Source organism: Vibrio sp. IB15, from assembly GCF_016406055.1.
GTDB classification, from domain to species: domain Bacteria; phylum Pseudomonadota; class Gammaproteobacteria; order Enterobacterales; family Vibrionaceae; genus Vibrio; species Vibrio chagasii.
Map to the genome: position 1 here is coordinate 1 of NZ_JAEFCE010000039.1, position 26007 is coordinate 26007.

At 45.9% G+C, this 26007-nt stretch carries 21 protein-coding genes, 4 tRNA genes and 1 other annotated feature; of the genes, 14 read left to right on the forward strand and 11 right to left on the reverse strand.

Annotated features, from left to right (window positions below; all coding sequences use genetic code 11):
• Window positions 1-107: 107 nt before the first annotated feature.
• The 7 genes from trpA to JC606_RS14765 form a co-directional block, all read right to left on the reverse strand.
• Window positions 108-914 (reverse strand): tryptophan synthase subunit alpha, encoded by an 807-nt coding sequence (gene trpA, locus JC606_RS14735; RefSeq protein ID WP_198778868.1) that lies wholly within the window; start codon window positions 912-914, stop codon window positions 108-110.
• Entirely contained in the window at window positions 914-2104 is a 1191-nt protein-coding gene (trpB, locus tag JC606_RS14740) for a tryptophan synthase subunit beta (RefSeq protein ID WP_061032809.1), read from the reverse strand. The genes trpA and trpB overlap by 1 nt, the downstream gene beginning before the upstream one ends.
• A gap of 141 nt (window positions 2105-2245) precedes the next feature.
• Entirely contained in the window at window positions 2246-3685 is a 1440-nt protein-coding gene (gene trpCF / locus JC606_RS14745; RefSeq protein WP_198778869.1) for a bifunctional indole-3-glycerol-phosphate synthase TrpC/phosphoribosylanthranilate isomerase TrpF, read from the reverse strand.
• A 25-nt stretch (window positions 3686-3710) separates the two neighbouring features.
• Entirely contained in the window at window positions 3711-4706 is a 996-nt protein-coding gene (gene trpD / locus JC606_RS14750) for an anthranilate phosphoribosyltransferase (protein ID WP_137407454.1), read from the reverse strand.
• Window positions 4707-4715: 9 nt separating this feature from the next.
• Window positions 4716-5324: an aminodeoxychorismate/anthranilate synthase component II gene (locus JC606_RS14755; protein WP_019821126.1), complete on the reverse strand. Its 609-nt coding sequence runs from the start codon at window positions 5322-5324 to the stop codon at window positions 4716-4718.
• Between the two features lie 2 nt (window positions 5325-5326).
• The gene (locus tag JC606_RS14760) at window positions 5327-6916 is read right to left on the reverse strand and encodes an anthranilate synthase component 1 (protein WP_198778870.1); all 1590 of its coding nucleotides are present in this window, start codon (window positions 6914-6916) and stop codon (window positions 5327-5329) included.
• 125 nt (window positions 6917-7041) lie between these two features.
• Window positions 7042-7156: a sequence feature (Trp leader region), on the reverse strand.
• The gene (locus JC606_RS14765; protein ID WP_004741253.1) at window positions 7103-7228 is read right to left on the reverse strand and encodes a hypothetical protein; all 126 of its coding nucleotides are present in this window, start codon (window positions 7226-7228) and stop codon (window positions 7103-7105) included. Its footprint overlaps the feature before it by 54 nt.
• Window positions 7229-7348: 120 nt before the next feature.
• Between JC606_RS14765 and rnm the strand changes: the two genes are divergently transcribed.
• The 3 genes from rnm (at window position 7349) to rluB (ending at window position 10086) form a co-directional block, all read left to right on the forward strand.
• Entirely contained in the window at window positions 7349-8218 is an 870-nt protein-coding gene (rnm, locus tag JC606_RS14770) for an RNase RNM (protein ID WP_198778871.1), read from the forward strand.
• 55 nt (window positions 8219-8273) lie between these two features.
• Window positions 8274-8894 (forward strand): L-threonylcarbamoyladenylate synthase, encoded by a 621-nt coding sequence (locus JC606_RS14775; RefSeq protein WP_004741255.1) that lies wholly within the window; start codon window positions 8274-8276, stop codon window positions 8892-8894.
• A gap of 160 nt (window positions 8895-9054) precedes the next feature.
• Window positions 9055-10086 (forward strand): 23S rRNA pseudouridine(2605) synthase RluB, encoded by a 1032-nt coding sequence (gene rluB / locus JC606_RS14780; RefSeq protein WP_004741256.1) that lies wholly within the window; start codon window positions 9055-9057, stop codon window positions 10084-10086.
• A gap of 238 nt (window positions 10087-10324) precedes the next feature.
• Here the strand turns inward: rluB and JC606_RS14785 are convergent, their stop codons facing one another.
• The 3 genes from JC606_RS14785 to efpL form a co-directional block, all read right to left on the reverse strand.
• Window positions 10325-10807 carry an RNA methyltransferase gene (locus tag JC606_RS14785; RefSeq protein ID WP_004741257.1) on the reverse strand — a complete coding sequence of 161 codons (483 nt, stop codon included), beginning with the start codon at window positions 10805-10807 and terminating at the stop codon, window positions 10325-10327.
• A 147-nt stretch (window positions 10808-10954) separates the two neighbouring features.
• Window positions 10955-11284, reverse strand: a complete 330-nt coding sequence (locus tag JC606_RS14790) for an HI1450 family dsDNA-mimic protein (protein WP_198778872.1) — start codon at window positions 11282-11284, stop codon at window positions 10955-10957.
• A 10-nt stretch (window positions 11285-11294) separates the two neighbouring features.
• On the reverse strand, window positions 11295-11864 hold the full coding sequence (efpL, locus tag JC606_RS14795; RefSeq protein ID WP_004741259.1) for an elongation factor P-like protein EfpL: 570 nt from the start codon (window positions 11862-11864) through the stop codon (window positions 11295-11297).
• A gap of 137 nt (window positions 11865-12001) precedes the next feature.
• Between efpL and JC606_RS14800 the strand changes: the two genes are divergently transcribed.
• On the forward strand, window positions 12002-12769 hold the full coding sequence (locus tag JC606_RS14800) for a nucleotidyltransferase domain-containing protein (protein WP_137407457.1): 768 nt from the start codon (window positions 12002-12004) through the stop codon (window positions 12767-12769).
• 84 nt (window positions 12770-12853) lie between these two features.
• Here JC606_RS14800 and JC606_RS14805 read toward each other — a convergent pair whose 3' ends face one another.
• The gene (locus tag JC606_RS14805) at window positions 12854-15217 is read right to left on the reverse strand and encodes a DNA polymerase II (protein ID WP_137407458.1); all 2364 of its coding nucleotides are present in this window, start codon (window positions 15215-15217) and stop codon (window positions 12854-12856) included.
• Between the two features lie 426 nt (window positions 15218-15643).
• On the opposite strand from JC606_RS14805, the gene uvrY reads away from it, so the two are divergent.
• The 10 genes from uvrY (at window position 15644) to nspC (ending at window position 25963) form a co-directional block, all read left to right on the forward strand.
• A complete protein-coding gene (gene uvrY, locus JC606_RS14810; RefSeq protein WP_004729778.1) occupies window positions 15644-16288 on the forward strand; it encodes a UvrY/SirA/GacA family response regulator transcription factor in 645 nt (214 codons plus the stop codon).
• Between the two features lie 15 nt (window positions 16289-16303).
• Complete coding sequence (gene uvrC, locus JC606_RS14815) at window positions 16304-18136, forward strand: excinuclease ABC subunit UvrC (protein ID WP_137407459.1); 1833 nt, start codon at window positions 16304-16306, stop codon at window positions 18134-18136.
• 46 nt (window positions 18137-18182) lie between these two features.
• Complete coding sequence (pgsA, locus tag JC606_RS14820) at window positions 18183-18740, forward strand: CDP-diacylglycerol--glycerol-3-phosphate 3-phosphatidyltransferase (protein WP_004741263.1); 558 nt, start codon at window positions 18183-18185, stop codon at window positions 18738-18740.
• A 266-nt stretch (window positions 18741-19006) separates the two neighbouring features.
• Window positions 19007-19080: transfer RNA gene (locus JC606_RS14825), tRNA-Cys, on the forward strand.
• Window positions 19081-19114: 34 nt separating this feature from the next.
• Window positions 19115-19190, forward strand: a tRNA-Gly gene (locus tag JC606_RS14830).
• Window positions 19191-19268: 78 nt separating this feature from the next.
• Window positions 19269-19355: transfer RNA gene (locus tag JC606_RS14835), tRNA-Leu, on the forward strand.
• Window positions 19356-19385: 30 nt separating this feature from the next.
• Window positions 19386-19461 (forward strand) — tRNA-Gly (locus JC606_RS14840).
• Window positions 19462-20444: 983 nt separating this feature from the next.
• Window positions 20445-23360 (forward strand): pyridoxal phosphate-dependent class III aminotransferase, encoded by a 2916-nt coding sequence (locus JC606_RS14845; RefSeq protein WP_198778873.1) that lies wholly within the window; start codon window positions 20445-20447, stop codon window positions 23358-23360.
• 8 nt (window positions 23361-23368) lie between these two features.
• Window positions 23369-24619, forward strand: coding sequence for a carboxynorspermidine synthase (locus JC606_RS14850; RefSeq protein ID WP_198778874.1), 1251 nt, complete (start codon window positions 23369-23371; stop codon window positions 24617-24619).
• Between the two features lie 210 nt (window positions 24620-24829).
• Entirely contained in the window at window positions 24830-25963 is a 1134-nt protein-coding gene (gene nspC / locus JC606_RS14855; protein WP_137407462.1) for a carboxynorspermidine decarboxylase, read from the forward strand.
• Window positions 25964-26007: the final 44 nt, after the last annotated feature.

The following is a 26007-nucleotide window of genomic DNA, read 5'->3' on the forward strand; positions in this document are numbered from 1 at the left end:
GGGTATGAACTCGCCAAGTCTCTTGATTAACCAGACTTGTGATCAAGAGACAGCCACATCTGTGGTGCCTTTTAGAATCTAAATTGGTGTTTAGCGAATGCTAAAGATTACTTCTGTGTTGCCGCTTTCATCGGTACAACGAATTCTGCCAGTGTTTTAAGCATTTCTTCTGGTTGTTCGACGTTGTTTTCAATGATTTTCACAACCGCTGAGCCAGAGATAGCACCGGCAGCGCCTGCTTGAATCGCTTCTTTTACTTGCTCTGGAGCTGATATACCGAAACCTAGTAGTGCTGGTGGCGCGTCGAACTTGTTCAAACGATCAAGCAGTGCGGTTACTGGCATGTTTGCTTTGGTTTCTGCACCTGTTACGCCAGCACGAGAAAGTAGGTAAGTGTAGCCACCACCTAGTTCTGAAACAGACTTAAGCGTTTCATCACTCGCTGTTGGCGGAGCAATAAAGATTGGGTGAACGCCAAACTTCTTCGCGGCCGCAACAAACTCACCACTTTCGTTAGTTGGTACGTCTGCAATCAATACTGAATCGATACCAGCATTCGCACAACGCTCGTAGAAGTTCTCAATACCACGTGCGTAAACCAAGTTCGCGTACATCAGTAGGCCGATTGGTAGCTCTGGGTATTTCGCGCGGATTTGACCAATAAGATCAAAACACACATCCGGCGTTACTTTAGAATCTAACGCACGAATGTTCGCACCTTGGATTGTTGGACCATCAGCCAGTGGATCTGAGAATGGGATACCAAGTTCAAGGGCGTCAGCACCTGCTTCAACCAAAGTTTCCATGATCTTAAGAGACTGTTCAGGGTTAGGATCGCCAACCGTTACGAATGGTACAAATGCGCCTTGATTCTTTTCAGCTAAGCGAGTGAAGAGTGATTGATAGCGATCCATTATAGTGCTCCTTTCTCTTTAAGGATGTCGTGTACAGAGAAAATGTCTTTGTCACCACGGCCAGACAAGTTAACGACTAATAGTTGTTCTTTTTCTGGTTCGTCGTGAGCCATTTTGATTGCATGAGCTAAAGCATGAGATGACTCTAGCGCTGCGAGGATACCTTCGTTACGTGCGATAGATTGGAACGCTTCTAGCGCTTCATCATCGGTTACGTTTTCGTATTCAGCACGGCCAATTGCGTTCAGGTGAGCGTGTTGAGGGCCAACTGATGGGAAGTCTAGACCCGCAGATACAGAGTAAGACTCTTCTACTTGGCCGTTCTCATCTTGCATCAATGGTGCTTTCATACCAAAGAAGATACCTGTTTTACCGTGCTTAAGCGGCGCGCCGTGTTGGTCGGTATCAATACCTTTACCCGCTGGCTCAACACCGATTAGGCGAACCGTTTCTTCTTCGATGAAATCAGCAAACATGCCGATAGCGTTTGAACCGCCGCCAACACAAGCGATAACAGCATCAGGAAGGCGACCTTCACGAGCTAGAATTTGGTTCTTGGTTTCTTCACCAATCATGCGTTGGAAGTCACGAACGATGGTTGGGAATGGGTGAGGACCCGCAGCCGTACCTAGTAAGTAGTGTGCATCTTCATAAGTTGCAGACCAGTCACGAAGTGCTTCGTTACATGCATCTTTTAGCGTAGAAGAACCAGAATGAACAGGGATAACCTCTGCGCCCATTAGCTTCATACGGAACACGTTCGGGCTTTGACGTTCAACGTCTTTAGCACCCATGTAAACGCGACACTTAAGACCCAATAGAGCACAAGCGAGAGCCGTCGCCACACCGTGTTGACCCGCACCTGTTTCAGCGATGATTTCATTTTTGCCCATACGCTTAGCAAGTAGAGCCTGACCAAGTACCTGGTTGGTTTTGTGTGCACCACCGTGAAGTAGGTCTTCACGTTTTAGGTAAAGTTTGGTCTTTGTACCTTTAGTTAGGTTGCGAGTTAGCGTTAGTGCCGTTGGACGACCCGCGTACTCTTGAAGAAGCGTCATGAATTCACTGCGGAACTCAGGATCGGCTTGTGCATCGATAAATGCTTGTTCAAGTTGGTCTAGTGCTGGCACTAGGATCTGCGGTACGTATTGACCACCGTATTCACCGAAGTAGGCATCGAGTTTAGCCATTATCTTATTCCTTCAATTCTATTGGCGTGTCTTCACACCAAGTCTTTTAGTCTTGTTTGAGCCTCGCAAGGCAAAGCTCACAAATGTGTTTTAATTTCCGCTTTCTAGCTCTAGTGCTGATTATTGCTTTTAAAAGCCTGACTAGTAATTACGAATCTCTGCAAAAGCGCGTTGCAGTTTGTCTGCGTCTTTTTTACCTGGAGCAGATTCAACACCTGAATTTAGGTCTAACCCTAAGCAGCCCAACTTAGCCGCTTGGTTAGCATTTTCTGGGTTTAGACCACCGGCCAACATGATTGCGCTTTGGTTGTTGATCAGGCTCCAATCGAACGCTTGACCGGTACCGCCAGTTTGAGAACCCACTTTGGTATCTAGCAGGTGACGAGTCACGTTGCTTTCCAGTAATTCTGGTAACGCGCTCTCAGCGTCGCAAGCCACACCGTAAGCTTTCCAAATCTCAACGCTTTCAGGCAGTGACTGTTTAAGTTCATCAACGTACGCTTGAGACTCATCGCCGTGCAGTTGTACAGCAAACAAACCGAGCTCTGAAACTGTGTGAGCTACGTCCGCAACACTATGATTTTGGAACACACCGACGTAGTTCAAAGGTGCGCCGCTCATCGTCAAACGAGCCGCTTCAATATCCACATGACGTTTAGACGCTTCAACGAAAATCAGACCACCGAATACCGCGCCAGCTTGGTACGCTTTTGCTGCATCATCGGAGTGGGTTAAACCACATACCTTGTTTTCGCCAAGCGTTACTTTGCGAACGGCCAGTTCGAGGTTCTTTTCTGCCATAAGAGAGCTGCCAATTAGGAAGCCATCTGCAAATGTTGAAAGGTCACGTACTTGTTGGTGTGTGTAGATACCAGACTCGGAAATTACGACTGCATTAGGTGCTAGTTCACGCAGTAGTGGGGCTAGTTCTTTTGTACGATTCAAATCCGTCGACAGGTCACGCAGGTTACGGTTGTTAATGCCGATCACCTTAGCGTTCAGAGCGACTGCGCGATGCAACTCTTCTTCGTTGCTGACTTCAGTAAGGACACCCATGTTGAGTGAGTGAGCAACCTCAGCAAGAGCTTGGTACTCTTCGTCATCCAATACCGATAGCATTAACAAGATAGCATCAGCCGAGTAGTGACGAGCTAAGTAAACTTGGTAGGTATCCACCATGAAGTCTTTACACAGGGTTGGCTGCTTAGCGATGCTGCGAACCTTAGGTAAAAACTCAAAGTCACCTTGGAAGTATTTTTCGTCGGTCAGCACTGAAATTGCGTTAGCGTGGTTGTTGTAAACCGATGCAATGTAGTCCAGGTCGAACTCGTCACGGATCAAACCTTTTGACGGTGATGCCTTTTTACATTCAGTAATGAAAACCGTCTGTTCGCCGCTCAGTGCATCATAAAAACTGCGGTCTGCTGCGGTTAACGCTGCTTTAAACCCTTCCAGTGGCTGAGCTTGTTTACGCGCTTCAACCCATTGGTATTTATCACGAACGATTTTTGCTAATACTTCCGCCATTTCAGCTTCTTTAACTAAAACGTGGGTCGACAGTTTATCGGTAGTCTGTGTCATGTTCTTTGTCTCAATTCGTCGTTCGTTAGGCGTGAGCAGCAAGCTTTTGTACAAGCTCGTAGGCTTTGCCAGAGTTCATCGCGTCAATGGCCTGTTGTGCGTTGGCTTTTAGGTCTTCGTGACCAAATAGGCGCATCAATAGAGCAACGTTCACGGCTACTGCGCCAACTTGGGCTTCAGTGCCTTTACCCGTCAGGATATCTGTTGTGATAGCTTTGTTTTCTTCTGGCTCGCCGCCCTTGATTGCTTCAAGCGGGTGAGTGTTCAAACCAAAGTCTGCCGGTGTCACTGTGTACTCGTGAATTGCTCCATCTTTGATCTCCGCAACGATCGTTTCGCCGTGAATGGCGACTTCATCAAGTCCGCTACCGTGAACAACCGCCGCGCGCTTCATGCCCATTTGCAGCATGGTTTCTGCGATAGGGCGTACAAGCTCTTTGCTGTAAACACCCATTAGCTCGATGTTAGGGCGAGCAGGGTTAATTAGTGGGCCAAGTATGTTGAAGATAGTACGTGTTTTCATCGTTTGACGAACTGGCATCGCGTGACGCACGCCACCGTGGTATTGCGGAGCAAATAGGAATGCTACGCCAAGCTCATCGACAGCCGTACGCGTGTCTTCCGCCGTCATCGCTAGGTTGATGCCAAACGAATCCAGTAGGTCAGAAGAGCCTGATTTGCTCGATACACTGCGGTTACCGTGTTTCGCAACTTTTAAACCACATGCCGCGGCAACAAATGCTGAAGTTGTCGAAATATTAATGGTGTTGTGACCGTCGCCGCCTGTACCTACGATATCTGCAAAATCGTAATCTGGGCGTGGAAACGGGTTTGCATTAGCAAGCAGTGCTTTCGCCGCACCGGCGATTTCTTCTGGCGTCTCGCCTTTGATTTTCAGTGCAGTCAGTGCAGAAGCCATCAGGATTGGGTCTAGTTCACCCTTGATGATAACGTCGAATAACTGTTGGCTTTCTTCTTGAGTAAGAGACTGCTGTTCGTAAAGTTTATTAATCTGTTCCATGATCGTTTCCTAGTTAGCCTTTTTATCAAGAGTGTCGTTCTTCTCAAGAGCCCATTCGATAGCGTTCGCTAGAAGCGTTGCACCGTAGGTTGTCATAATTGATTCTGGGTGGAATTGGAATCCACATACTTTGTCTTGTTCTTGAACCACAGACATGACCAAACCATCGACTTCAGCGGTTACCGTTAGGCTATCTGATACATGGGTAGCAACCAGAGAGTGGTAGCGAGCAATAGCCAGTGGAGAAGGTAAGCCTTGGTAAGTCGCATGATTTTGGTGCTCCATCATCGACACCTTACCATGAATGATTTCGCCTGCGCCTGCAACGGTGCCTCCATAAGCTTCAACGATCGCTTGGTGACCTAAGCAGATACCAATCATTGGCACCTTGCCTTTTAGCAGCTGAATTAACTCAGGCATGCAGCCCGCGTCTGCTGGAGCGCCAGGACCTGGTGAAAGTAGAGCAACAGGGTTGTCTAGTTCGTTGATTGCCGCTTCCACTACCTTTGCAGAGATGTTGTTACGGTATATTTTTACGTTGTGACCCAATGAGCGGAACTGGTCTACAAGGTTGTAAGTGAACGAGTCGAAGTTATCGATGAATACAATATCAGCCATGATTACGACTCCTTCTTGTTAGAGATGTTTTTAGTGTGAGCAGCTTGAATCGCTGAGATGACCGCTTGCGCTTTGCCGCGAGTTTCATCTGCTTCTGCTTGTGGGTCTGAATCGAATACCACACCTGCGCCAGCTTGCACTTGTGCCACACCATCTTCAACGTAAGCAGAACGAATTACGATACAGGTATCTAACGTGCCTTCACCTGTTAGGTAACCTACCGCACCGCCATAGCTACCACGACGCGTTTTTTCTACATCACGGATAAGCTGCATTGCACGGATTTTTGGCGCGCCTGTTAGGGTGCCCATATTCATACAAGCTTGGTAAGCGTGTAGGGCATCTAAATCTTCACGTAGCTGACCAACAACACGAGAAACCAAGTGCATGACATGGCTGTAGCGGTCTACTTTTAGCAGGTCTGCCACGTGGCGAGTGCCAGCTTCGGCAATGCGCGCTACGTCGTTACGAGCTAGGTCGACAAGCATCATGTGTTCAGCGTTTTCTTTCTTGTCGGTGCGCAGTTCAAGCTCGATACGGCTGTCTAGGTCGAAATCGATTTGACCATCAGGACGCTTACCGCGACGACGAGTACCCGCAATTGGGTAGATCTCAATTTGGTTGGTTTCAGTTTCGTATTTCAGCGCGCTTTCTGGAGAGGCACCAAACAGCGTAAATAGCTCATCTTGCATGTAGAACATGTAAGGGCTTGGGTTACTTTGTTTTAGTTCTTTGTAAGCTGCCAGTGGAGCGGGGCAAGGCAGCGTGAAGCGGCGTGATGGTACGACTTGGAACACATCGCCTTTTACTACGTATTCTTTTAGGTCACGAACCGTTTGACAGAAATCTTCATCAGAAACGCTTGGTACCGCTTCCACGTTGTCTAGTGGTGTCACTTCTGTGATTGCTTTCAGTGACTGACATTGCGTTTGAATGTCGGCTAAACGCTCAGTTAGTTGTGCTTTGATGCTTTCATCGTTAGTGAACAAGCTTGCATGAAGCAGGCCTTGGTTCTCTTGGTGGTCGAAACGAAGCAGGGTTTCAGCCACGTAGAATACAAAGTCAGGGCAGTTGTTGGTTGCTTCAGCATCGCCTAGCGGTTCAAAGTTCGCCACGATGTCGTAAGCGAATAGGCCAGCCATGAATAACGCGTGCTTATTATCAGCGTCTTGCTCAAAGCTGTGCTGAACCAAACGTAGTGCATCGAAAGAAGAAGCTTCTCTTAAGCGTGAGTCTTCGTCTAATTCGTTGCTCGACTCAACAAAAGTCAGCGTCAGTAAGTTATCCGTCAAATCAGATTTAATCTCTGCTTTCACGTTTTGAGTTAGGTGTTCGATAAGCGCTTGACCGTTTTCAGTCAGGGCTTGAAAGGTTACTTCATGTTCGCGGCATACAATGCGAACAGCAGAGTCGATAAGGAGTAGGCTTGTCAGGTTCTGTTTAGATTCAATCTCAGCAGATTCCAACAGCAAACTGTCCGTTTTGTTTTCACACAAGGTATGGAAAACACTGGTTGGATCTTGCGAGTAAGGAACTGAAGAATTGATGACCTCAATGGTTCCCAGCTTTTTGATTTCAATGGCCTTGTTCACAAGACCTCCTTTATGATTCTTTAAATTTCCTGCCGTACATAGTCGCATAAAGATACCTTTCACCCAATCTAGAATATGGTCAATTCGATGATTTGTTAGTCAGTTGAATGTGAGATGTTCGACAAATTAAAAAGCCCGCTATGGAAGCGGGCTTAGTGATAACTTTTTTATAAACAAACTGTTTAATTAGAAGTATACGTTAGCCCACCAAGAACTTGTCCAAGTGCGCCACCAATTAAGCTCTGAACTTGCTTCTACTGAAGAAAGTTCTAAAACTTTATCTTTATGGTCTTGGTTAAATTCTTGTAACATGGTGAACCTATCAAATGTGATACTTCGTATTTGTGTACTAGTTAACTAGTTTTCCGCTTGCGGGTCAAGTGTGTTGACACAAATATAACGATAAAAATTGAAAACAACGAAAAAGAATATATGAGAATTGATCTACATAGTCATACAACAGCCTCAGATGGCCGACTTACTCCACCTGAGCTAATTGACCGAGCGCTAAGCTTTAACATCGAAGCGTTAGCGATTACAGATCATGATACGACGGATGGGCTTGCTGAAGCGCGTAACTATATTGCGGATAACAATCTTCCTATTCAGCTGATAAATGGCATCGAAATCTCAACAGTATGGCAAAACAAAGATATTCATATTGTTGGTTTAAACGTCGACCCTGAGTCACCAGAGCTGAAAGCTCTTATTGAACAACAGAAGCAGCACCGTATTGGCCGTGCCGAACTGATTTCCCAGCGCCTTGAGAAAGCAACACGCGAAGGGGTATTAGAAGAGGTTAAGTTGATTGCTGGCGATGCACCGATCACTCGCGCCCATTTTGCTAAGTGGCTAGTCGATAACGGTTATGCGAAAACCATGCAGCAAGTGTTCAAAAAGTTTCTTACTCGCAATAACCCGGGTTACGTGCCACCAACTTGGTGCTCAATGAGTGATGCTGTCACGGCCATTCACGCCGCTGGTGGGCAAGCGGTATTAGCGCACCCAGGCCGATATGGTTTTACTGCTAAGTGGGTTAAGCGCCTACTGACTGCATTTGTTGAGGCAAAAGGCGACGCGATGGAAGTGGCACAACCTCAACAAGCACAACAAGAAAGACGCACTCTTGCGGATTATGCTATACAATACAAACTATTAGCCTCCCAAGGCAGTGACTTCCATTATCCATCCCCTTGGATGGAACTTGGACGCAATCTCTGGTTACCTTCTGGGGTCGAAGAAGTATGGAAAGATTGGGAGTTTCAAACGGTTTCACCATCTGATAGCGATGTCAGTATCTAAGTGAAGCAGCTCCTTCTGATGATAGAGTCGAGAGATTCGATAACGAGGATCAATAATGAGCCAGTTTTTTTATGTACACCCAGATAACCCACAAGCACGTTTAATCAATCAAGCGGTTGCGATTGTTCGTAATGGCGGTGTTGTGGTTTATCCAACAGACTCAGGCTATGCGCTGGGTTGTCAGCTTGAGAACAAACAAGCACTAGAACGTATTTGTAAGATTCGTCGTATCGACGATAAGCATAACTTCACTCTGTTATGCCGTGACTTGTCTGAACTGTCACTGTATGCACGCGTAGATAACGTTGCTTTTCGTCTGCTTAAGGCCCATACGCCAGGTGCTTATACGTTTATTTTTAAAGCGACCAAAGAAGTGCCAAAGCGTTTGATGAACGCGAAACGTAAAACCATTGGTATTCGTGTACCAGACAACAAGATCGCTCTAGACCTGTTAGAAGCGATGGGTGAGCCATTGATGTCTACGTCTCTTATCTTACCGGGTAATGAGACAACAGAGTCGGATCCAGAAGAAATTCGCGACAGCCTAGAACACGCTGTTGATGTTATTTTGAATGGTGGCTACTTAGGTGAACAACCGACCACAGTGATTGACTTCAGCGACGATGATGCTGTCATTCTGCGCCGTGGTGCCGGTGATCCAGCGCCGTTTGAATAATCGCATTACTGGTTAACAGCCTGTAACGATACAGAGCGCCTGCCATAAGTAAATAACAAGTGCTTTTTGGCAGGTAATTTGCGATAATACGCGACCGCGATTTGGTCGCGAAAAATTCATTCGACGTCTGTGAAGACGACAATTAGGTAGAAAAGAGTAAATGAGCGAAAAATTACAGAAGGTTTTAGCGCGAGCTGGTCACGGTTCTCGTCGTGAACTAGAAGGTTTAATCAAATCTGGCCGTGTAAGTGTTAACGGGCAAGTTGCGAAACTGGGCGAGCGTCTTGAAGACGAGAACTCAGTGATCCGTATCGATGGCCATACTGTTTCAGGTAAAGCGTCTGAAGAAGTGGTTTGTCGTGTACTAGCTTACTACAAACCTGAAGGTGAGCTATGTACTCGTCATGATCCTGAAGGTCGCCGCACAGTTTTCGATCGTCTACCTAAGATCCGTGGTTCTCGTTGGATTTCGGTTGGTCGTCTTGATGCGAACACGTCTGGTCTTTTGCTTTTCACTACCGATGGTGAACTTGCAAACCGTCTAATGCACCCAAGCCGTCAGGTTGAGCGTGAGTACCTAGTACGTGTATTTGGTGAAGTTACTGAACAGAAGGTTAAGAACCTTGTGCGCGGTGTTGAACTAGAAGACGGCATGGCTCGTTTCGAAGATGTGGTTTACGCTGGTGGTGAAGGTATGAACCATACTTTCTACGTAGCGATTAACGAAGGTCGTAACCGTGAGGTTCGTCGTCTTTGGGAATCACAAGAAACAACAGTAAGCCGCTTGAAGCGTGTACGTTACGGTGATATCTACCTTGACAAGAAACTGCCTCGTGGCGGTTGGAAAGAGCTAGATCTTCAAGAAGTAAACTACCTGCGTGAGCTTGTAGAACTTAAGCCAGAGAAAGAGACACTGTTGGACCTTGATCCTTCAAACACTTCTCGCAAGCGTGAGCGTTCTCGTAGCCAGAAAATTCGTCGCGCTGTTAAGCGTCACGAAGAGCGCGCAAATGCGCCAAAAGGCCGTAGCAACCAAGCTAAACGTAAGAAGCCAGCTACTCGTGGTACTACAACACCTGATTCAGGTCGCAGTGCACCAGCAGCAAAAGGCAAGCCTCAGGCTAACAAAAGCAAGCCAAAGATGAACAATGGTCGTCCGGCTAAACCAGCTAAGCCAAGAACACGTCAGTAATTACATGACTTCTTAAGCTTAAAGCTTTATTGTCTTAAAGCTCTGAATACTAAAAAACCTGCTCATTGAGCAGGTTTTTTTACATCTAAGCAAATAGAAGGTGCGGGATGCGAGTAATCGAGTATCGAAAGCATGCTGCCATAAACGCAGTAAGCGTGCTCTTCGCATCTCTTATCTCGTTTACGCGCATCTATAATCTGTTCGTATCTCGTATCTCGTATCTCGTATCTCGTATCTTCTACTTATGATTCGAAAAGTTATCACCCTTCGCCAAGCGGTCGTAAAGCACCACGTTCACAGATGCAGCGAGGTTCATACAACCATTGGTTGGAACGTAAATCGTGTCGCGGCAGAAATCAGTGATCTCTTTCTTTAGCGTGCCATCTTCTGGGCCAAAAATATAAAACGCGCGTGGTGGGTGTTTGTAATCCGGTAGAGGCTTCGCACCTTCAATCAGATCAACGGCCACAGGCACGCAGCCTACTGGAATAATGTCTTTCAGCTCTTCAACACCAATCAGTGGCAGCTCTAAGTGCTTCTCTTTGGTGTCGGTATGGAATTTTCGCGCATGATCGTATCTTGTGCCTGTGTAGAACACAGAGTTAGCGCCGTAGCAGCCAGCCGCTCGCATTACAGAGCCTACGTTTTCAGGCGTCTTTGGGTTAACTAGGCCAATGCAAGCATAGCCTTTGGATTGTGTGTCTGTTTTTGCTTTGGTCATATCAGTGAATATAAAGTTGATAAAGAAAGAGAGTTCTCATGCAAGGAAGTAGCGTGATAAAAATAGCCGAGCAAGTGGCTCGGCTAGATTTTTAACTCGTTTACATGAGTGCTTGTTTACTCATGAAGTTGAGCGCCAGCAGTCGTATTAGTCGCGCTTCCACAGCATGTGACAGAACTTATGCTCTGGGTCACGGCTGATTAGCATGCGAGCAAATACGTCGTCTAGAACGTCATCAGCTTCATTCACAAGACCAATGCGCACTTCTGCGTAGATTTCTTTGTCGACTTCAAAGCCAACATGTTCAACCCAATCATCACCTGTTTCAACAAGCTCTGCAGCGCCACGGTCTTCAAACTGAGCCGTGAATAGAATCACATCTGCAGGTTCAAGGTTATCGGGTGCTATCTCTAGGAAGATGTCGTATGCAGTATCAATTGCGTCGTCATAAGACATTAGGTCGTTAGCTTCGGTCATAATAAGTATCTTAGCTTGCGCGGTTCATGTATTTACGTTCAGCAGTGTTTACTACTACTTTGTCGCCAGTCGCGATGTACTCAGGTACTTGGATAGTCAGACCTGTAGAAAGACGAGCAGGCTTAGTACGAGCAGACGCTGATGCACCTTTGATTGAAGGGTCAGTCTCTTCGATAACTAGCTCAACAGACGTTGGTAGCTCAAGTGTTGCTGCGTTGCCGTCGATAAGGATAGCGTACATACCTTGAGTGTCTTCGTTGATGAACAGTAGTTCGTCTTCGATAGTTTCACCGTTGAAGATGAATTGTGTGTAATCTTCGTTGTCCATGAAGATGTACTCGTTGCCATCAACGTAAGAGAACATTACTGCACGCTTTGTTACATCGATCGTTTCAACGATTTCGTCAGCCTTGTGGCGAACTTCAGTTTTAACGCCAGTTGCTACGTCGTTACCACGGAAACGGTAAATCTTTTGACCGCCACGGCCACCTGGTGTTGTTACTTCGATATCTTTAACAATGACTGTTTTGCTTTCTACTGTGATAGCAAAACCTTTTTTAATTTCACTTGCTCTAGGCATTTTGTGTTTGTCCTTAGTGGGTCTATCCGCTGATTATATCTCGGAGATGCTATAAATAGGAATAGCTTGAATCATAAAGTCACCTAAGCGATCATAGAGTCACAGTTAAATCATGATTTTATTTGCCGAAACGACCTATGCAGTTACCTGTTATTGACCCTACACAGCCTTTTCAACCCGAATTTCAACCTGTGGTTAACGATCTGATTACCTTCTTAAAAGGTGGGCTGGGTTCTAATCTTCACAGTGTCTATATTTATGGCAGTGTTGCTCGCAAGCAAGCGGTAGCCGGTCGCTCAAATCTTGACGTGGTTGTGGTGACACACCGTCCGTTTCCTGAGCAGCGAACTACGCTGTTAAACACCATTAAATGGCGCTTCCAAAAGAGCTCCCCACAGGTCACTCAAGTGGCAATAAAAACCACATTGGTGAGTGAAGTGGTCGACTTCGACAATATCTTCACGTGGGGTTTTATGCTCAAGCACCTGTCGGTGTGTGTATACGGTGAAGACTTATCAGATTGTTATGGTGATTTCGAAACTAGTTGGGAAATAGCCAAGCATTGGAATATGGACGTTGAAAACTGGTTAGCGGTATATCGAAACAAAATTGCGCGAGCAACAACGCCTGAACAGCAAGTCTCAGCGCAAGTGATCATCGCCAAGAAGCTGCTACGAGCAAGCTACTCTTTGGTGATGTACCGTGATAAGTATTGGTTTGATAACCCCGTTGCTTGTGGTCAGCAGTTCTTGAAGTATCACCCAGACAGAGAGGTCGAAATCCAACGACTGGGTATATTGCTTTCAGGCCGACCGATTCCGAAACGTTCAGTGATCGGCATTCTGGATGGGTTTGGGGAATGGCTGGTTAAGCAATATCAGAAAACAGAGTTTCGAATCGGATAGAACTTCGCAACCTACAGATATAAAAAGCAGAGCGAATTGAACATTCCTCTGCTTTTTTGTTTTGATTGAACCTCGATACGAATCTTAGAATAAGCCTAATTGCTGCCCACTGACTCTCTCAAAATCTAAACCAATGAAAGGCAAGATTGCTTCTGCCACCGGCTTAATCTGCTTATCGATGTAATGCTGATAATCGATACCACTCTTCAAATACTCTTTGGGCTCTGGGCCATTCAAGGTAATCAAGTATTCAATACGTCCTTTGTTTTGGTACTGAAGTGGGCGCCCTAGTTTTGCATTGACCTCATCAGCCATTCTGGCAGCCCGAACTTGTGGCGGAATGTTCTTTTGGTACTCATGCAACTTGCGACGCAGGCGCTTTTGGTAAACCAGCAAGTCGTCATGCTTACCTGCTGAAGTCTCATCAACAAACTGTCTGACGTAGTCGGTTGGGTCTTGGTCGTGGAAGACCATTTCATACAAGGTTTGTTGGAACTGTTGCGCGAGTGGTGTCCAGTCTGTTCGCGCGCTCTCAAGCCCTTTGAAAATGATCTTCTCTTGGTCGCCTTGGTTGATTAAACCGGCATAGCGCTTCTTCGAGCCTGTTTCCGAACCACGAATGGTTGGCATCAGGAATTTTCGATAGTGGGTCTCGTATTCTAATTCAAGAATTGAGGTCAGGTTATAGGTCTCTTTTAGGTGCTCAGTCCACCAGTTGTTAATATAAGCGACCAGTTGATGGCCAATCTCGTCGGCTTGATCTTGGTCATAACTGCCATTGAGGGAAACGAAAGTCGAATCGGTATCCCCATAAATTACTTGGTAGCCCTTGTCTTCGATCAGAACCTTGGTTTGTTTCATGATTTCATGACCACGCATCGTGATTGATGACGCCAAGCGAGTATCAAAGAAGCGGCAGCCAGAGGAACCTAACACGCCGTAGAAAGAGTTCATAATGATCTTAATGGCTTGAGAGAAGGCTTTTTCGTTGTTCTTCTTTGCGACGTCACGAGCAGCCCAAAGGTTTTCGATCATCTCTGGTAAAAAGTGTTTGGTGCGGTGAAATTGCCCACCGCGAAAGCCATCAACGGCTTGGTTTTCAGCTGGGCCGATTTCCAATTTCAACCCTTCGATTAACCCCATAGGGTCAATCAAAAATGAACGAATGATGGACGGGTATAGGCTTTTGAAGTCGAGCACCAGAACGGAGTCATACAGGTTAGGAATTGAGTCCATCACATAGCCTCCGGGGCTAGCAATCCAGTTCTCTGGCTCTAGGTTCGGGGCAACATAACCTGCTCTGTGTATCTGAGGTAAATATAAATTGGTAAAGGCTGCAACAGATCCGCCAACACGGTCTAGCTCAACTCCGGTCAAGCGAGAGCGCTCTATAACGAAATCGAGTAGGTGGGTGTGTTCGAAGATTCGATTTACCAACACACAGTCTTGCAGGTTGTACTTAGCCAGTGAGGGCTTATCGAACTTGAACATTCGATTAATCTCATCCATGCGGTCATGAACGTTATGAATATCCTTACCTTCACCAAGTAGTTCGCGTGAGACTGATTCAAGCGACCAAGATCTGAAGTGGTAGGTTGCTGTTTTCAGCATATCGATGCCATCCAAAACGACACGCCCTGGAATAGTAATAAAGCCCTGTTGGCTTTGTGCTGAGCTACGGAAGAAGCTAGGTTGATTGTCTCGACCGATATTGAGCTTTACCTCATTCCATTCCGCCCGCTTGTGTAAGAGCCTAAAATCGAAGTCAATGACATTCCAACCAATGATGATGTCGGGGTCAAATTCAGAGAACCATGCGATCATCGCTTCGAGCAGTGCTTTCTCATTAGCGACCCACTGGATCTTGGTTTCGGCTTGTTGTGGCTCCCCAATCATGATCACTCGGCTGTCCATCGGGCTGTCTAAACCAATAGAGTAGAGCACGCCTTTTTCTGAACATTCGATATCCAGAGAAACCATCGAAAGCGAGGGTAAGTAGTTACCCGCTCTGCACTTAGCATTGGAGACTCGACGATGTTGATTTTTTTGTACCGCCGTTCCAGTAAACTCAATACTTCCTTTGATAAAACGTTCCATTAGGAAGCGATCCGCAAGGCGAATATCGCTCTCAAAAGTCTGGATTTCTTCGTTGTTAAAGGCTTGTGCCAAACCAAAACTGCTTCGTGATAGTGAGGTATAACAAGCCGCGAGAGGGGTTTGTTCGAAGGTCGCGATCTCAAGCGGTTTAAATTGGCAGTCTATCGACTCTTTAGTCGCAATAACCTCACAAGCGGCCACATCAGATTGAGCAACAAAAAATACCGGCTTTTCGTTTTGAATAGTCAGAAGAGTAGGGCCTTGAGGCGTGCTTAACCACAAGTCGATTTGTGTACGCCCAGAAAAATCTCTCGCCTGTCTTGTAAGTACAAAGCCTTGCTGAATATCCAATGTAATAACCTATTGATATGGGGGAGTGAATACTACCATCTAGCGCCAGATTACGCACAATAGGCTGCGAAGATAGTCATTAAATACTTGTTAACAGCAGTAGATAACGGGACTCTGTAAGCAAAAAAGTGAAATAGTCGAGAATGGCCATTTAATGGTATTGAAAATATCTTTATCTTATGTAATTTTATTGGGTGTTGTTTTAACTAGTTGATTTTTAGTGAAAGCTTATGATTTTAGTTTACTTGTTTATAAATAAGTACTTGCTAAAGTTAGTGTTTCAGCACATATTCAACAGAGCTTTTTTTTAGTAATTAAGTTAAGATGTACTCAATGCTGCGATCCACTGTTCCTTTGTCCGATTGTTTCAAACAGATGAAACGACACAGTGGTTGCAGAGCCAATTAATAGTGTGGAGATACAAGTTTGATAAATGTTTTCCTTGTAGATGATCACGAGCTGGTTCGCACAGGGATACGACGTATTATTGAAGACGTCCGTGGAATGAACGTAGCAGGGGAAGCTGAAAGCGGTGAAGATGCTGCAAAATGGTGTCGTACTAACAATACTGACGTTATTTTGATGGATATGAATATGCCTGGTATTGGTGGCTTAGAAGCAACCAAGAAGATCTTGCGTTTCAACCCTGATGTTAAAATCATCGTTTTAACTGTTCATACGGAAAATCCGTTTCCAACTAAAGTGATGCAAGCTGGAGCTGCTGGTTACCTTACTAAAGGGGCAGGTCCGGATGAAATGGTCAATGCAATTCGAGTGGTCAACAGTGGCCAGCGATACATTTCACCAGAAATTGCGCAGCAGATGGCTTTGAGCCAATTCTCGCCTGCGTCTGAAAATCCATTCGCAGACTTATCTGAACGTGAACTTCAAATCATGATGATGATTACCAAAGGTCAGAAAGTGACGGATATTTCAGAACAACTCAATCTAAGTCCTAAGACAGTCAATAGTTACCGCTACCGTTTGTTCAGCAAACTGGATATCAGTGGTGATGTAGAGCTGACGCACTTAGCGATTAGACATGGAATGTTAGACACTGAGACCCTTTAACACTGAGATCGTATAGTGACCAACTTGTTTGACTCAGTCTCATTCCTCAAGACAGTAACCGAGCAGCCCGGCGTTTATCGAATGTATAACGCTGAGGCTGTCGTTATTTACGTCGGTAAAGCTAAGAACCTCAAAAAACGCCTTTCTAGTTATTTCCGTAAAAAAGTCGACAGTGAAAAAACACGGGCTCTAGTCAGCAACATCGAAAAGATTGATGTCACTGTAACGCACACGGAAACCGAAGCTCTTATTCTTGAGCACAACTACATCAAGCAGTACCTGCCAAAATATAACGTGCTCCTGCGTGATGATAAGTCGTACCCTTATATCTTCATTAGCGGTCACAAGCATCCTCGTTTGTCGATGCACCGTGGTGCTAAAAAGAAAAAAGGTGAATACTTTGGTCCTTACCCTGACTCCGGCGCTGTGCGTGAGACACTACACCTAATCCAAAAAATCTTCCCTGCTCGCCAGTGTGAAGATACGGTTTACGCCAACAGAACTCGTCCTTGCTTGATGTATCAGATTGGCCGTTGTGCTGCGCCATGTGTTAGCTCAATCATTTCTGACGAAGAGTACAGCGAACTGGTCGACTATGTTCGTTTATTCCTGCAAGGAAAAGATAAGTTAGTGCTTGAAACGCTCATCGATAAGATGGATACAGCAAGCCGTGAGCTTCGTTTTGAGCAAGCTGCGACTTTCCGTGACCAGATCCAAGCGATTCGACGCGTGCAAGAACAGCAATACGTATCTGACGACTCCATGGAAGATATGGATGTGTTGGGCTTTGCTCAAGAGAATGGCGTGGCGTGTATTCATATCTTGATGATTCGCCAAGGCAAAGTCTTGGGCAGTAGAAGCCATTTCCCTAAAATTCCGAACAATACGGTACGTGAAGAGGTTTTCTCTAGCTTCTTAAGCCAGTATTACCTAGCACATAATGAAGCGAGAACCATTCCAACTCGTTTGATTCTGAATGCTGATTTGATGGAAGACGTCACTCCTATTCAAGAAGCCTTGTGTGAAGTAGCGGGTCGCAAGATCCACTTCAACACAAACCCTTCCGGTACTCGTGGTCGTTATCTTAAATTGTCGAACACTAATGCGTTAACGGCGATTACCACTAAAATTAATCACAAAATGACGATTAATCAGCGTTTCAAAGAACTTCAAGAAGTGCTGTCGATGGATGCAATTAAGCGCATGGAATGTTTCGATATCAGTCATACCATGGGTGAAAGTACCATCGCGTCTTGTGTGGTGTTTAATCAAGAAGGCCCTGTTAAGCCCGAGTATCGTCGTTACAACATCACAGGCATTACCGGCGGTGATGATTACGCAGCAATGGCTCAGGCGCTTGAGAGACGTTATTCGAAGCAACTTGATGTTGATAAGATCCCAGACATTATCTTTATCGATGGGGGTAAAGGGCAACTTAACCGCGCTCATGAGATTATCTCTCAATATTGGGGAGATTGGCCTTTCAGACCGAGAATGATGGGTATTGCCAAAGGCGTGACGCGTAAACCTGGTTTAGAGACTCTCATTACCCTTGAAGGGGAAGAGTTTAATTTGCCAAGTGATGCTCCCGCTTTGCACCTTATTCAGCATATTCGTGACGAAAGCCATAATCATGCGATTGCAGGGCATAGAGCGAAGCGTGGTAAAACGCGCCGAACCAGTGCCTTGGAAGGAATTGAAGGGATAGGGCCAAAGCGTCGCCAAGCTTTGCTGAAATACATGGGTGGCTTACAAGAACTTAAGCGTGCAACTGTTGAAGAAATAGCCAAAGTGCCGGGCATTAGTCATTCTTTGGCAGAAAACATTTATCAAGCATTGAAACAATAGTAAAAATCCCGCACCATTAAAGCGCAATTAATAAGAGCCCAATAATATGCGTTTGAATATACCTAACATTTTGTCCTTACTGAGACTATTTTTGATCCCAGTATTCGTTGTTGTTTTTTACCTACCTTACCAATGGGCTCCTTTTGCTGCTGCGATGGTTTTTTGGGTAGCGGGTTTTACTGACTGGTTAGATGGCATGCTTGCTCGTAAGTTAGGGCAAACGTCTCGTTTTGGTGCCTTTATTGACCCAGTCGCAGACAAAGTACTGGTGGCGACGGCTCTTATTTTGATTACCGAGCATTACCACTCAATTTGGGTCACTATTCCAGCTGTGACCATGATAGCTCGCGAGATCATCATCTCTGCGCTTCGCGAATGGATGGCTGAAATCGGTAAACGTGCAAGCGTTGCGGTTTCTTGGGTCGGTAAGGTTAAGACGGTTTCTCAGATGTTCGCGTTGTGGGTGCTTATCTGGCGCTATGACGATTGGATGATTTGGGTTGGCTATATCGCGCTCTACGTTGCAACGATTCTAACCTACTGGTCGATGGCACAATACTTAATGGCCGCCAAAGACGATTTGTTAGACGAAAAACACCATTGATGAAGAAGCGAGCTGAGGCTCGCTTTTTTGATCTTTAACCTAAGGTCAAATAATCAATACTGGATATCTAATGTGATATAGATCTCTTTTGAATAGCCGATACACGGTGCGTTTTGCACATAAAGTCAGCTATTTAGCCTGTTTAGTATGAAATCTATTCAAACGAATTAAAAATACAAAAATATTATTGACTCATCCGCTCGAATCCGTAGAATGCACCCCGTACCCAAGAGGATGGCAATGAGCGATTTAATTGGAGTTAGTAAGGCGCCTTGGCAGAGTGGCTATGCAGCGGATTGCAAATCCGTGGACCTCGGTTCGACTCCGGGAGGCGCCTCCATTATATCTCTTGTTTAAGAGAAGAATAATGAAATGCGACACTAGCTCAGCTGGTAGAGCGCAACCTTGCCAAGGTTGAGGTCACGAGTTCGAACCTCGTGTGTCGCTCCAAATTTTGTATGTTGATTGGCATCAGCATAAGATGGTGTTTTACTTTTCAGTAATCGGCATCGCAATAAAGAATTGCGTGCCCTGGTGGTGGAATTGGTAGACACAAGGGATTTAAAATCCCTCGACGTTCGCGTTGTGCCGGTTCAAGTCCGGCCCGGGGCACCATCTACAAGTCTTTATCTCGATAAAGCAAATGCGACACTAGCTCAGCTGGTAGAGCGCAACCTTGCCAAGGTTGAGGTCACGAGTTCGAACCTCGTGTGTCGCTCCAATTTGAAAAAGGCTCATCAGAAATGATGAGCCTTTTTCGCATCTGAAACACACTAAAGCTATTTGAGATACCAGGTCACGAGTTGACCCCGCAGCCAAGCTTCATCTCTATATCAAAACCTCCGTTATCAAATACGTATATATCACTCAGTTTTTAAAAGCGAGACTCCCTATGAACTCGTTCTAGCACTAGGGAATGATGTGGCGCGGGCAGGTGATTAACTTTTCACTCCCTTATCGTGTACTGAACTTTGCTGGTTTCAGTGTAAGGTTCGGTATGAGGTCGCCTATGGTTCTAAGGTTAGCTTTAAACTCTCACCAGTAACATTTGTATACCTACACCGTCATCCTCGGGCGTGGAGGGACGAACGAACCGGGGATCTCGCTTTTAAACTTATATTGGCGATAATTAAAGCAATTTGTCACTCACTGCGCGTATTAATTAAGCGTTTATTAAAAACTATTGATAGTTCGTTTCACTTTATGTTACTTTCCCGCGCAATCTCGGAACGGCCGATGTTCAAAAAGAGCCGCGACTGCTTTCTGGGGGATACGCGTAATGACCATTCTTGCTGATTGGGAAATTACGTAGGGTAGGTATCGGCTAGTCCTTTAGCTGATAGACGGGATACTTATGGCGCAGTTCGCCATGCTAATGGGAAACCCAACATTGAACATACTAACTACAACATTGCTAATCAGCTCTGCATTTCCAAAGGGACAAGCTCCTCATAGCTGTCCGATCCTGCAAAAATGTCCAATTCTTCAAAACAGTAGCATTACTGAACCTTGAGCTCTCGCTAACAATTTATCACTGTCTTAAGGCAGCTTAATTTCGTATTCGTCGTTTGACTTATGCGGGCGTACAGCTATATCTCATTTCTAGACAATATGCGTATTTCATTACGAACTCTTGTTAATCGAGAGGGCTGGTGTGTATTTGCGTTTGATGGAGGTGAGTATGAAATATTCAAGGGAATTTTTATGACTACCGCCTTTGAAGTCGATATCAACACTATCGCAAATTCATTTTCAACTATGGTTCCTATCTTAGAGGGAACGTACGACCTAACACCTGACGCTATTTTGCTAGAGCAAGAACAGCATGAGTCGGATGTTCGCTCTTACCCAAGACGCCTGCCGATTGCTATTAAACGAGCATGTGGCGCTTTAGTTGAAGATACTCGTGGCCAACTGTTTCTCGATTGCTTAGCCGGTGCAGGTACACTTTCTTTGGGTTATAACCACCCAGAGATTAACCAAGCACTCAAAGACCAGCTCGATTCTGGTTTGCCATACCAAACTCTTGATATTACGACTCAAGCAAAAGAGACGTTTATCAAGCGCGTGAAAGCCTTTCTTCCTCAAGAGTTTTCAAACAACTCAGTGATTCAATTCTGTGGCCCATCCGGTGCAGATGCTGTTGAAGCAGCGATCAAGCTAGCCAAACAAACCACAGGTCGCAATACCATGTTTGCTTTCCGTGGTGCTTACCATGGCATGACCAACGGCACCATGGGCATGATGGGTAACCTAGGTACAAAAGAACGTCGCAGCGGTTTGATGTCTGACGTGCACTTTATGCCTTTCCCATACAACCTACGCTGCCCGTTTGGCATTGGCGGAGAAGCAGGGGCTAACGCAAGTATCCGTTACATCGAACGCATGTTGAACGATGATGAGTCTGGCATCATGAAGCCAGCTGCAATGATCGTAGAGCCCGTACAGGGTGAGGGCGGTGTGATTCCAGCTCCTGCGTCTTGGCTACAAGGCTTGCGTCGCATCTGTGACGAACACGGTATCCTACTGATTTTTGATGAAATTCAGTGTGGTGTCGGTAAAACCGGTCATCGATTCGCGTTTGAAGAGTCGGGCGTTAACCCTGATATCTTGTGTCTGTCTAAAGCGATCGGTGGCGGACTTCCAATGTCATTGCTTGTGTTTGATAAGAGTATCGACACTTGGAAAGCTGGCGAGCACACGGGTACTTTCCGTGGTAACCAACTGGCAATGGTGTCAGGCGCTAAAGCGTTAGAAATCATCGAGCGTGACGGCTTGGTTGAGCATGCAAAGATTGCCGGTCAATACCTACGTCAAGGTCTAGAAAAAATCCAATCTCGCGTGAATTGTATTGCTGAAGTGCGCGGTAAAGGCCTGATGCTTGGCGCTGAGATCAAGCAACCAAACGGCGAACTTAATAAATTTGGTGAGCCCAAATCTGATGGTGAACTAACACTAGCTATTCAACGGGCAGCATTAGAGCGTGGTTTAATGGTTGAGAAGGGCGGTCGTGACGGCTCAGTGATTCGCTTCCTGCCACCGATGATCATCTCTTTCGAGCAGATTGATTTTGCTCTACGTGTAATGGAAGAAGCCATCGTTGCGGCTGGTGGCGGTGTTCAAGAAGAGCAAGCTTCTGGTGAGCAAGTAAACCAAGAGTGGAACAAGTACTTCATTCACACAGGCCTAGGTGGTAGCGATGAATTCGCTAACGTGATGAACCAAACCACTCAAGCGATGAAAGCGGTTTTTGAGCAGGTTGAAACGCCGTACTCAAGTCTAGAACCAAAAGTGCTGGAGGCCGCTATCAAGGCTGTCGATCTAGACAACAACCAACACGCCTTGGTGGACGTTGTAGATAGCACTGCAGACCTTGTCGCTACAAACTCTATCTTTGTGCAACACCCAGACTGTATTGCACACCTTCATACTCCTCCTCTTATGGCATCGGTAGCGGCGGAATCCATTATCGCAGCTCTGAATCAATCAATGGATTCATGGGATCAAGCATCGGCTGCAACTTACGTTGAACAGCGCGTGGTTGATTGGATGTGTGACAAGTACCAACTTGGCGATCAAGCGGATGGTGTTTTCACCAGTGGCGGCACGCAAAGTAACCTAATGGGCTTATTGCTAGCGAGAGACTGGGTTGCCGATAAGCAAGATGGTCACTCAATCCAAAAGTTGGGTTTGCCAGAGTATGCAAGCAAGCTTCGTATCTTGTGTTCAAACAAATCTCACTTCACGGTTCAAAAATCTGCTTCATTGCTTGGTTTAGGCGAGAGCGCGGTGTGCTGTGTTGAGACCAACGCAAACGGCACCATCAAACCTGATTTGTTGTGCGCAGAAGTCAAAGCACTTAAAGCTCAAGGTCTGATTCCTTTTGCTGTAGTGGGTACGGCAGGTACAACCGACCACGGTGCTATCGACGATCTTGATGCGATTGCAGACATCGCAAGCCAACAAGGCCTTTGGTTCCATGTCGACAGTGCTTACGGCGGTGCGCTTATCTTGAGTAGCCACAAAGCTCGCTTACAAGGTATCGAAAAAGCAGACTCTGTGAGTGTCGATTTCCACAAGCTTTTCTACCAAACAATCAGCTGCGGCGCGGTGTTGTTGAAAGACAAAACGAACTTTAAGTACCTTCTGCATCATGCAGATTACCTAAACCGTGAACACGATGAGTTGCCGAACTTAGTCGACAAGTCTATCGCGACCACCAAGCGTTTTGATGCATTGAAAGTATTCATGACCATGCAGAGCGTAGGGCCAAAGCAATTGGGCGATATGTACGACCATCTTCTTGAGCAAACGCTAGAAGTGGCAGACCTGATTCAACAGCAAGCGAACTTAGAGCTACTCGCGGAGCCTTCACTATCAACAGTGCTGTTCCGATCTAAGCCCTCAGCAAACGGTGACCTAGATTTAGATAAACTGAATCAAACGCTAAGACTGGAAGCGCTGACTCGTGGTGTTGCAGTATTGGGTGAAACTGTCGTGGATGGTAAGAGTGCGCTTAAATTCACTATCTTGAATCCGTGCCTAAAGACTTCTGATTTCAAATCTCTAATTAACAAAATTCAAACTCTAGCCACTGAGCTAGCAGAACAACAAGGGTAATTAATACTATGGCTATTCTACAAATTGGTGCAGGCGGCGTTGGTTGGGTTGTTGCACATAAAGCAGCACAAAATAACGAAGTACTGGGTGATATCACAATCGCTTCTCGCACAATCGCGAAATGTGAAAAAATCATCGAATCAATCAAAGGTAAAAACAACCTTAAAGATTCAACTAAAAAACTAGAAGCTCGCGCAGTAAACGCTGACGATGTTGATGCTCTTGTTGCGTTGATTAACGAAGTGAAACCAGACCTAGTCATCAACGCTGGTCCTCCTTGGGTAAACATGGCGATCATGGAAGCGTGTTACCAAGCAAAAGTATCTTACCTAGATACATCGGTAGCGGTTGACCTATGTTCTGAAGGTCAACAAGTACCACAAGCTTACGATTGGCAGTGGGGCTACCGTGAGAAGTTTGCTGAAGCAGGTATCACAGGTATTCTTGGTGCGGGTTTCGATCCTGGTGTGGTTTCAGTATTTGCAGCGCACGCGGTTAAGCACCTATTCGATGAGATCGATACGATCGACGTAATGGATGTAAACGCAGGCGATCACGGTAAGAAGTTTGCGACTAACTTTGACCCAGAAACCAACATGCTTGAGATCCAAGGTGACTCTTTCTACTGGGAAAATGAAGAGTGGAAACAAGTTCCTTGTCACTCTCGTATGCTTGAATTTGATTTCCCTAACTGTGGCACTCACAAAGTGTACTCAATGGCGCACGATGAAGTTCGTTCAATGAAGGAATTCATCCCAGCTAAGCGCATCGAGTTCTGGATGGGCTTTGGTGACAAGTACCTAAACTACTTCAACTGCATGCGTGATATCGGCCTTCTGAGCCCAGAACCGCTAACATTGCATGACGGCACTGTGGTTCAGCCTCTACACGTTCTTAAAGCACTACTGCCAGATCCAACATCTTTGGCTCCGGGTTACACAGGTTTAACGTGTATCGGTACTTGGGTGCAAGGTAAGAAAGATGGCAAAGAGCGCAGCGTCTTCATCTACAATAACGCAGACCACGAAGTGGCATACGAAGATGTAGAGCACCAAGCAATTTCTTACACAACGGGTGTTCCAGCTATTACGGCTGCACTTCAGTTCTTCCATGGCGAATGGGCTGATAAAGGCGTGTTCAACATGGAACAGCTAAACCCAGACCCGTTCCTAGCAACCATGCCTGAAATCGGTCTAGATTGGCATGTTCAAGAGCTAGAGCCTGGGCAAGGTCTACCTCTAATCCATACTTTGAAGTAATTCTTGCTCTTTGCCCTTGTCGCGTTGTCCATCGTGCTCATTTACGTTCGTAAACTCCGCGCGATGTCCTAGCGACAAGGTCAAAGCTCTGCGAATTCCATTCAAAGTCATATGATTGACGAGAACGTATAATTACAAGCCGATGCTGTTGCGTCGGCTTTGTTCGATTATCATGTGCCTTCGTGAACTCGAGGGCCGCAAGGTATTAACATGCAAAACAACGAACTAAAAACGCCGTATTTCATGATCAACGAAGATAAGTTGATTGCGAACTTAGAGAAAGCCAAGCAACTGAAAGAGATTTCAGGTGTAAAACTGGTATTGGCACTGAAGTGTTTCTCGACATGGGGTGTGTTTGACATCATCAAGCCTTACCTTGATGGCACGACAAGCTCTGGCCCATACGAGGTGAAACTTGGCTACGAAACCTTTGGCGGTGAAACGCATGCTTACAGTGTGGGTTACAGCGAAGACGACGTGAGAGAAGTGGCTGACATCTGCGACAAGATGATCTTCAATTCGCAAAGCCAATTCGAAGCGTACCGTCATATTGTTGAAGGTAAAGCGTCACTAGGTTTACGTTTAAATCCGGGTGTGAGCTATGCAGGGCAAGACTTGGCAAACCCAGCGCGTCAATTCTCGCGTTTAGGTGTTCAAGCTAACCATATCAAGCCTGAAATCTTTGATGAGATTAATGGCGTGATGTTCCACATGAACTGTGAGAACAAAGATGTCGATGCCTTTATTGGATTGCTTGATTCAATCTCAGAACAGTTTGGCGAGCACCTAGATAAGCTAGATTGGGTGAGCATGGGCGGCGGTGTGTTCTTTACATGGCCGGGTTATGACATCGAGAAACTGGGGCTTGCGCTGAAAGCCTTCTCTGAAAAGCACGGTGTGCAGATGTACCTAGAGCCGGGTGAAGCGATCATCACGAAAACAACAGACTTGGTTGTGACAGTGGTGGATATTGTTGAGAACGTGAAGAAAACGGCTATTGTGGATTCAGCAACTGAAGCCCACCGTCTTGATACGCTTATTTACAATGAACCAGCATCGGTATTAGAAGCGTCTGAAGACGGCAGCCATGACTACGTGATTGGTTCGTGTTCATGCCTTGCGGGCGATCAGTTCTGCGAGGCGAGCTTTGATGAGCCACTGCAGATCGGACAAAAACTTCACTTGTTGGACAGCGCAGGTTACACCATGGTGAAGCTCAACTGGTTCAACGGCTTAAAAATGCCTTCAATCTACTGCGAGCGCAGCAATGGTGAAGTGCAAAAGCTGAATGAGTTTGGCTATCAAGACTTTAAGCGTTCATTATCACAGTGGTCAGTTAAGTAATTGAGTCGCAGGTTTCGAAAAAGAAAAGAGCAGCCAGGTGCTGC

Bases quoted from the DNA above. Each gene is read 5' to 3' on its own strand.
- JC606_RS14755 (WP_019821126.1), bottom strand. From the start codon at position 5,324: ATGGCTGATATTGTATTCATCGATAACTTCGACTCGTTCACTTACAAC.
- rnm (WP_198778871.1), top strand. From the start codon at position 7,349: ATGAGAATTGATCTACATAGTCATACAACAGCCTCAGATGGCCGACTT.
- rluB (WP_004741256.1), top strand. From the start codon at position 9,055: ATGAGCGAAAAATTACAGAAGGTTTTAGCGCGAGCTGGTCACGGTTCT.
- JC606_RS14790 (WP_198778872.1), bottom strand. From the start codon at position 11,284: ATGACCGAAGCTAACGACCTAATGTCTTATGACGACGCAATTGATACT.
- efpL (WP_004741259.1), bottom strand. From the start codon at position 11,864: ATGCCTAGAGCAAGTGAAATTAAAAAAGGTTTTGCTATCACAGTAGAA.
- JC606_RS14775 (WP_004741255.1), top strand. From the start codon at position 8,274: ATGAGCCAGTTTTTTTATGTACACCCAGATAACCCACAAGCACGTTTA.
- trpCF (WP_198778869.1), bottom strand. From the start codon at position 3,685: ATGACACAGACTACCGATAAACTGTCGACCCACGTTTTAGTTAAAGAA.
- trpB (WP_061032809.1), bottom strand. From the start codon at position 2,104: ATGGCTAAACTCGATGCCTACTTCGGTGAATACGGTGGTCAATACGTA.
- JC606_RS14765 (WP_004741253.1), bottom strand. From the start codon at position 7,228: ATGTTACAAGAATTTAACCAAGACCATAAAGATAAAGTTTTAGAACTT.
- trpD (WP_137407454.1), bottom strand. From the start codon at position 4,706: ATGGAACAGATTAATAAACTTTACGAACAGCAGTCTCTTACTCAAGAA.
- JC606_RS14800 (WP_137407457.1), top strand. From the start codon at position 12,002: ATGCAGTTACCTGTTATTGACCCTACACAGCCTTTTCAACCCGAATTT.
- JC606_RS14785 (WP_004741257.1), bottom strand. From the start codon at position 10,807: ATGACCAAAGCAAAAACAGACACACAATCCAAAGGCTATGCTTGCATT.
- trpA (WP_198778868.1), bottom strand. From the start codon at position 914: ATGGATCGCTATCAATCACTCTTCACTCGCTTAGCTGAAAAGAATCAA.
- nspC (WP_137407462.1), top strand. From the start codon at position 24,830: ATGCAAAACAACGAACTAAAAACGCCGTATTTCATGATCAACGAAGAT.
- pgsA (WP_004741263.1), top strand. From the start codon at position 18,183: ATGCGTTTGAATATACCTAACATTTTGTCCTTACTGAGACTATTTTTG.
- JC606_RS14850 (WP_198778874.1), top strand. From the start codon at position 23,369: ATGGCTATTCTACAAATTGGTGCAGGCGGCGTTGGTTGGGTTGTTGCA.
- JC606_RS14845 (WP_198778873.1), top strand. From the start codon at position 20,445: ATGACTACCGCCTTTGAAGTCGATATCAACACTATCGCAAATTCATTT.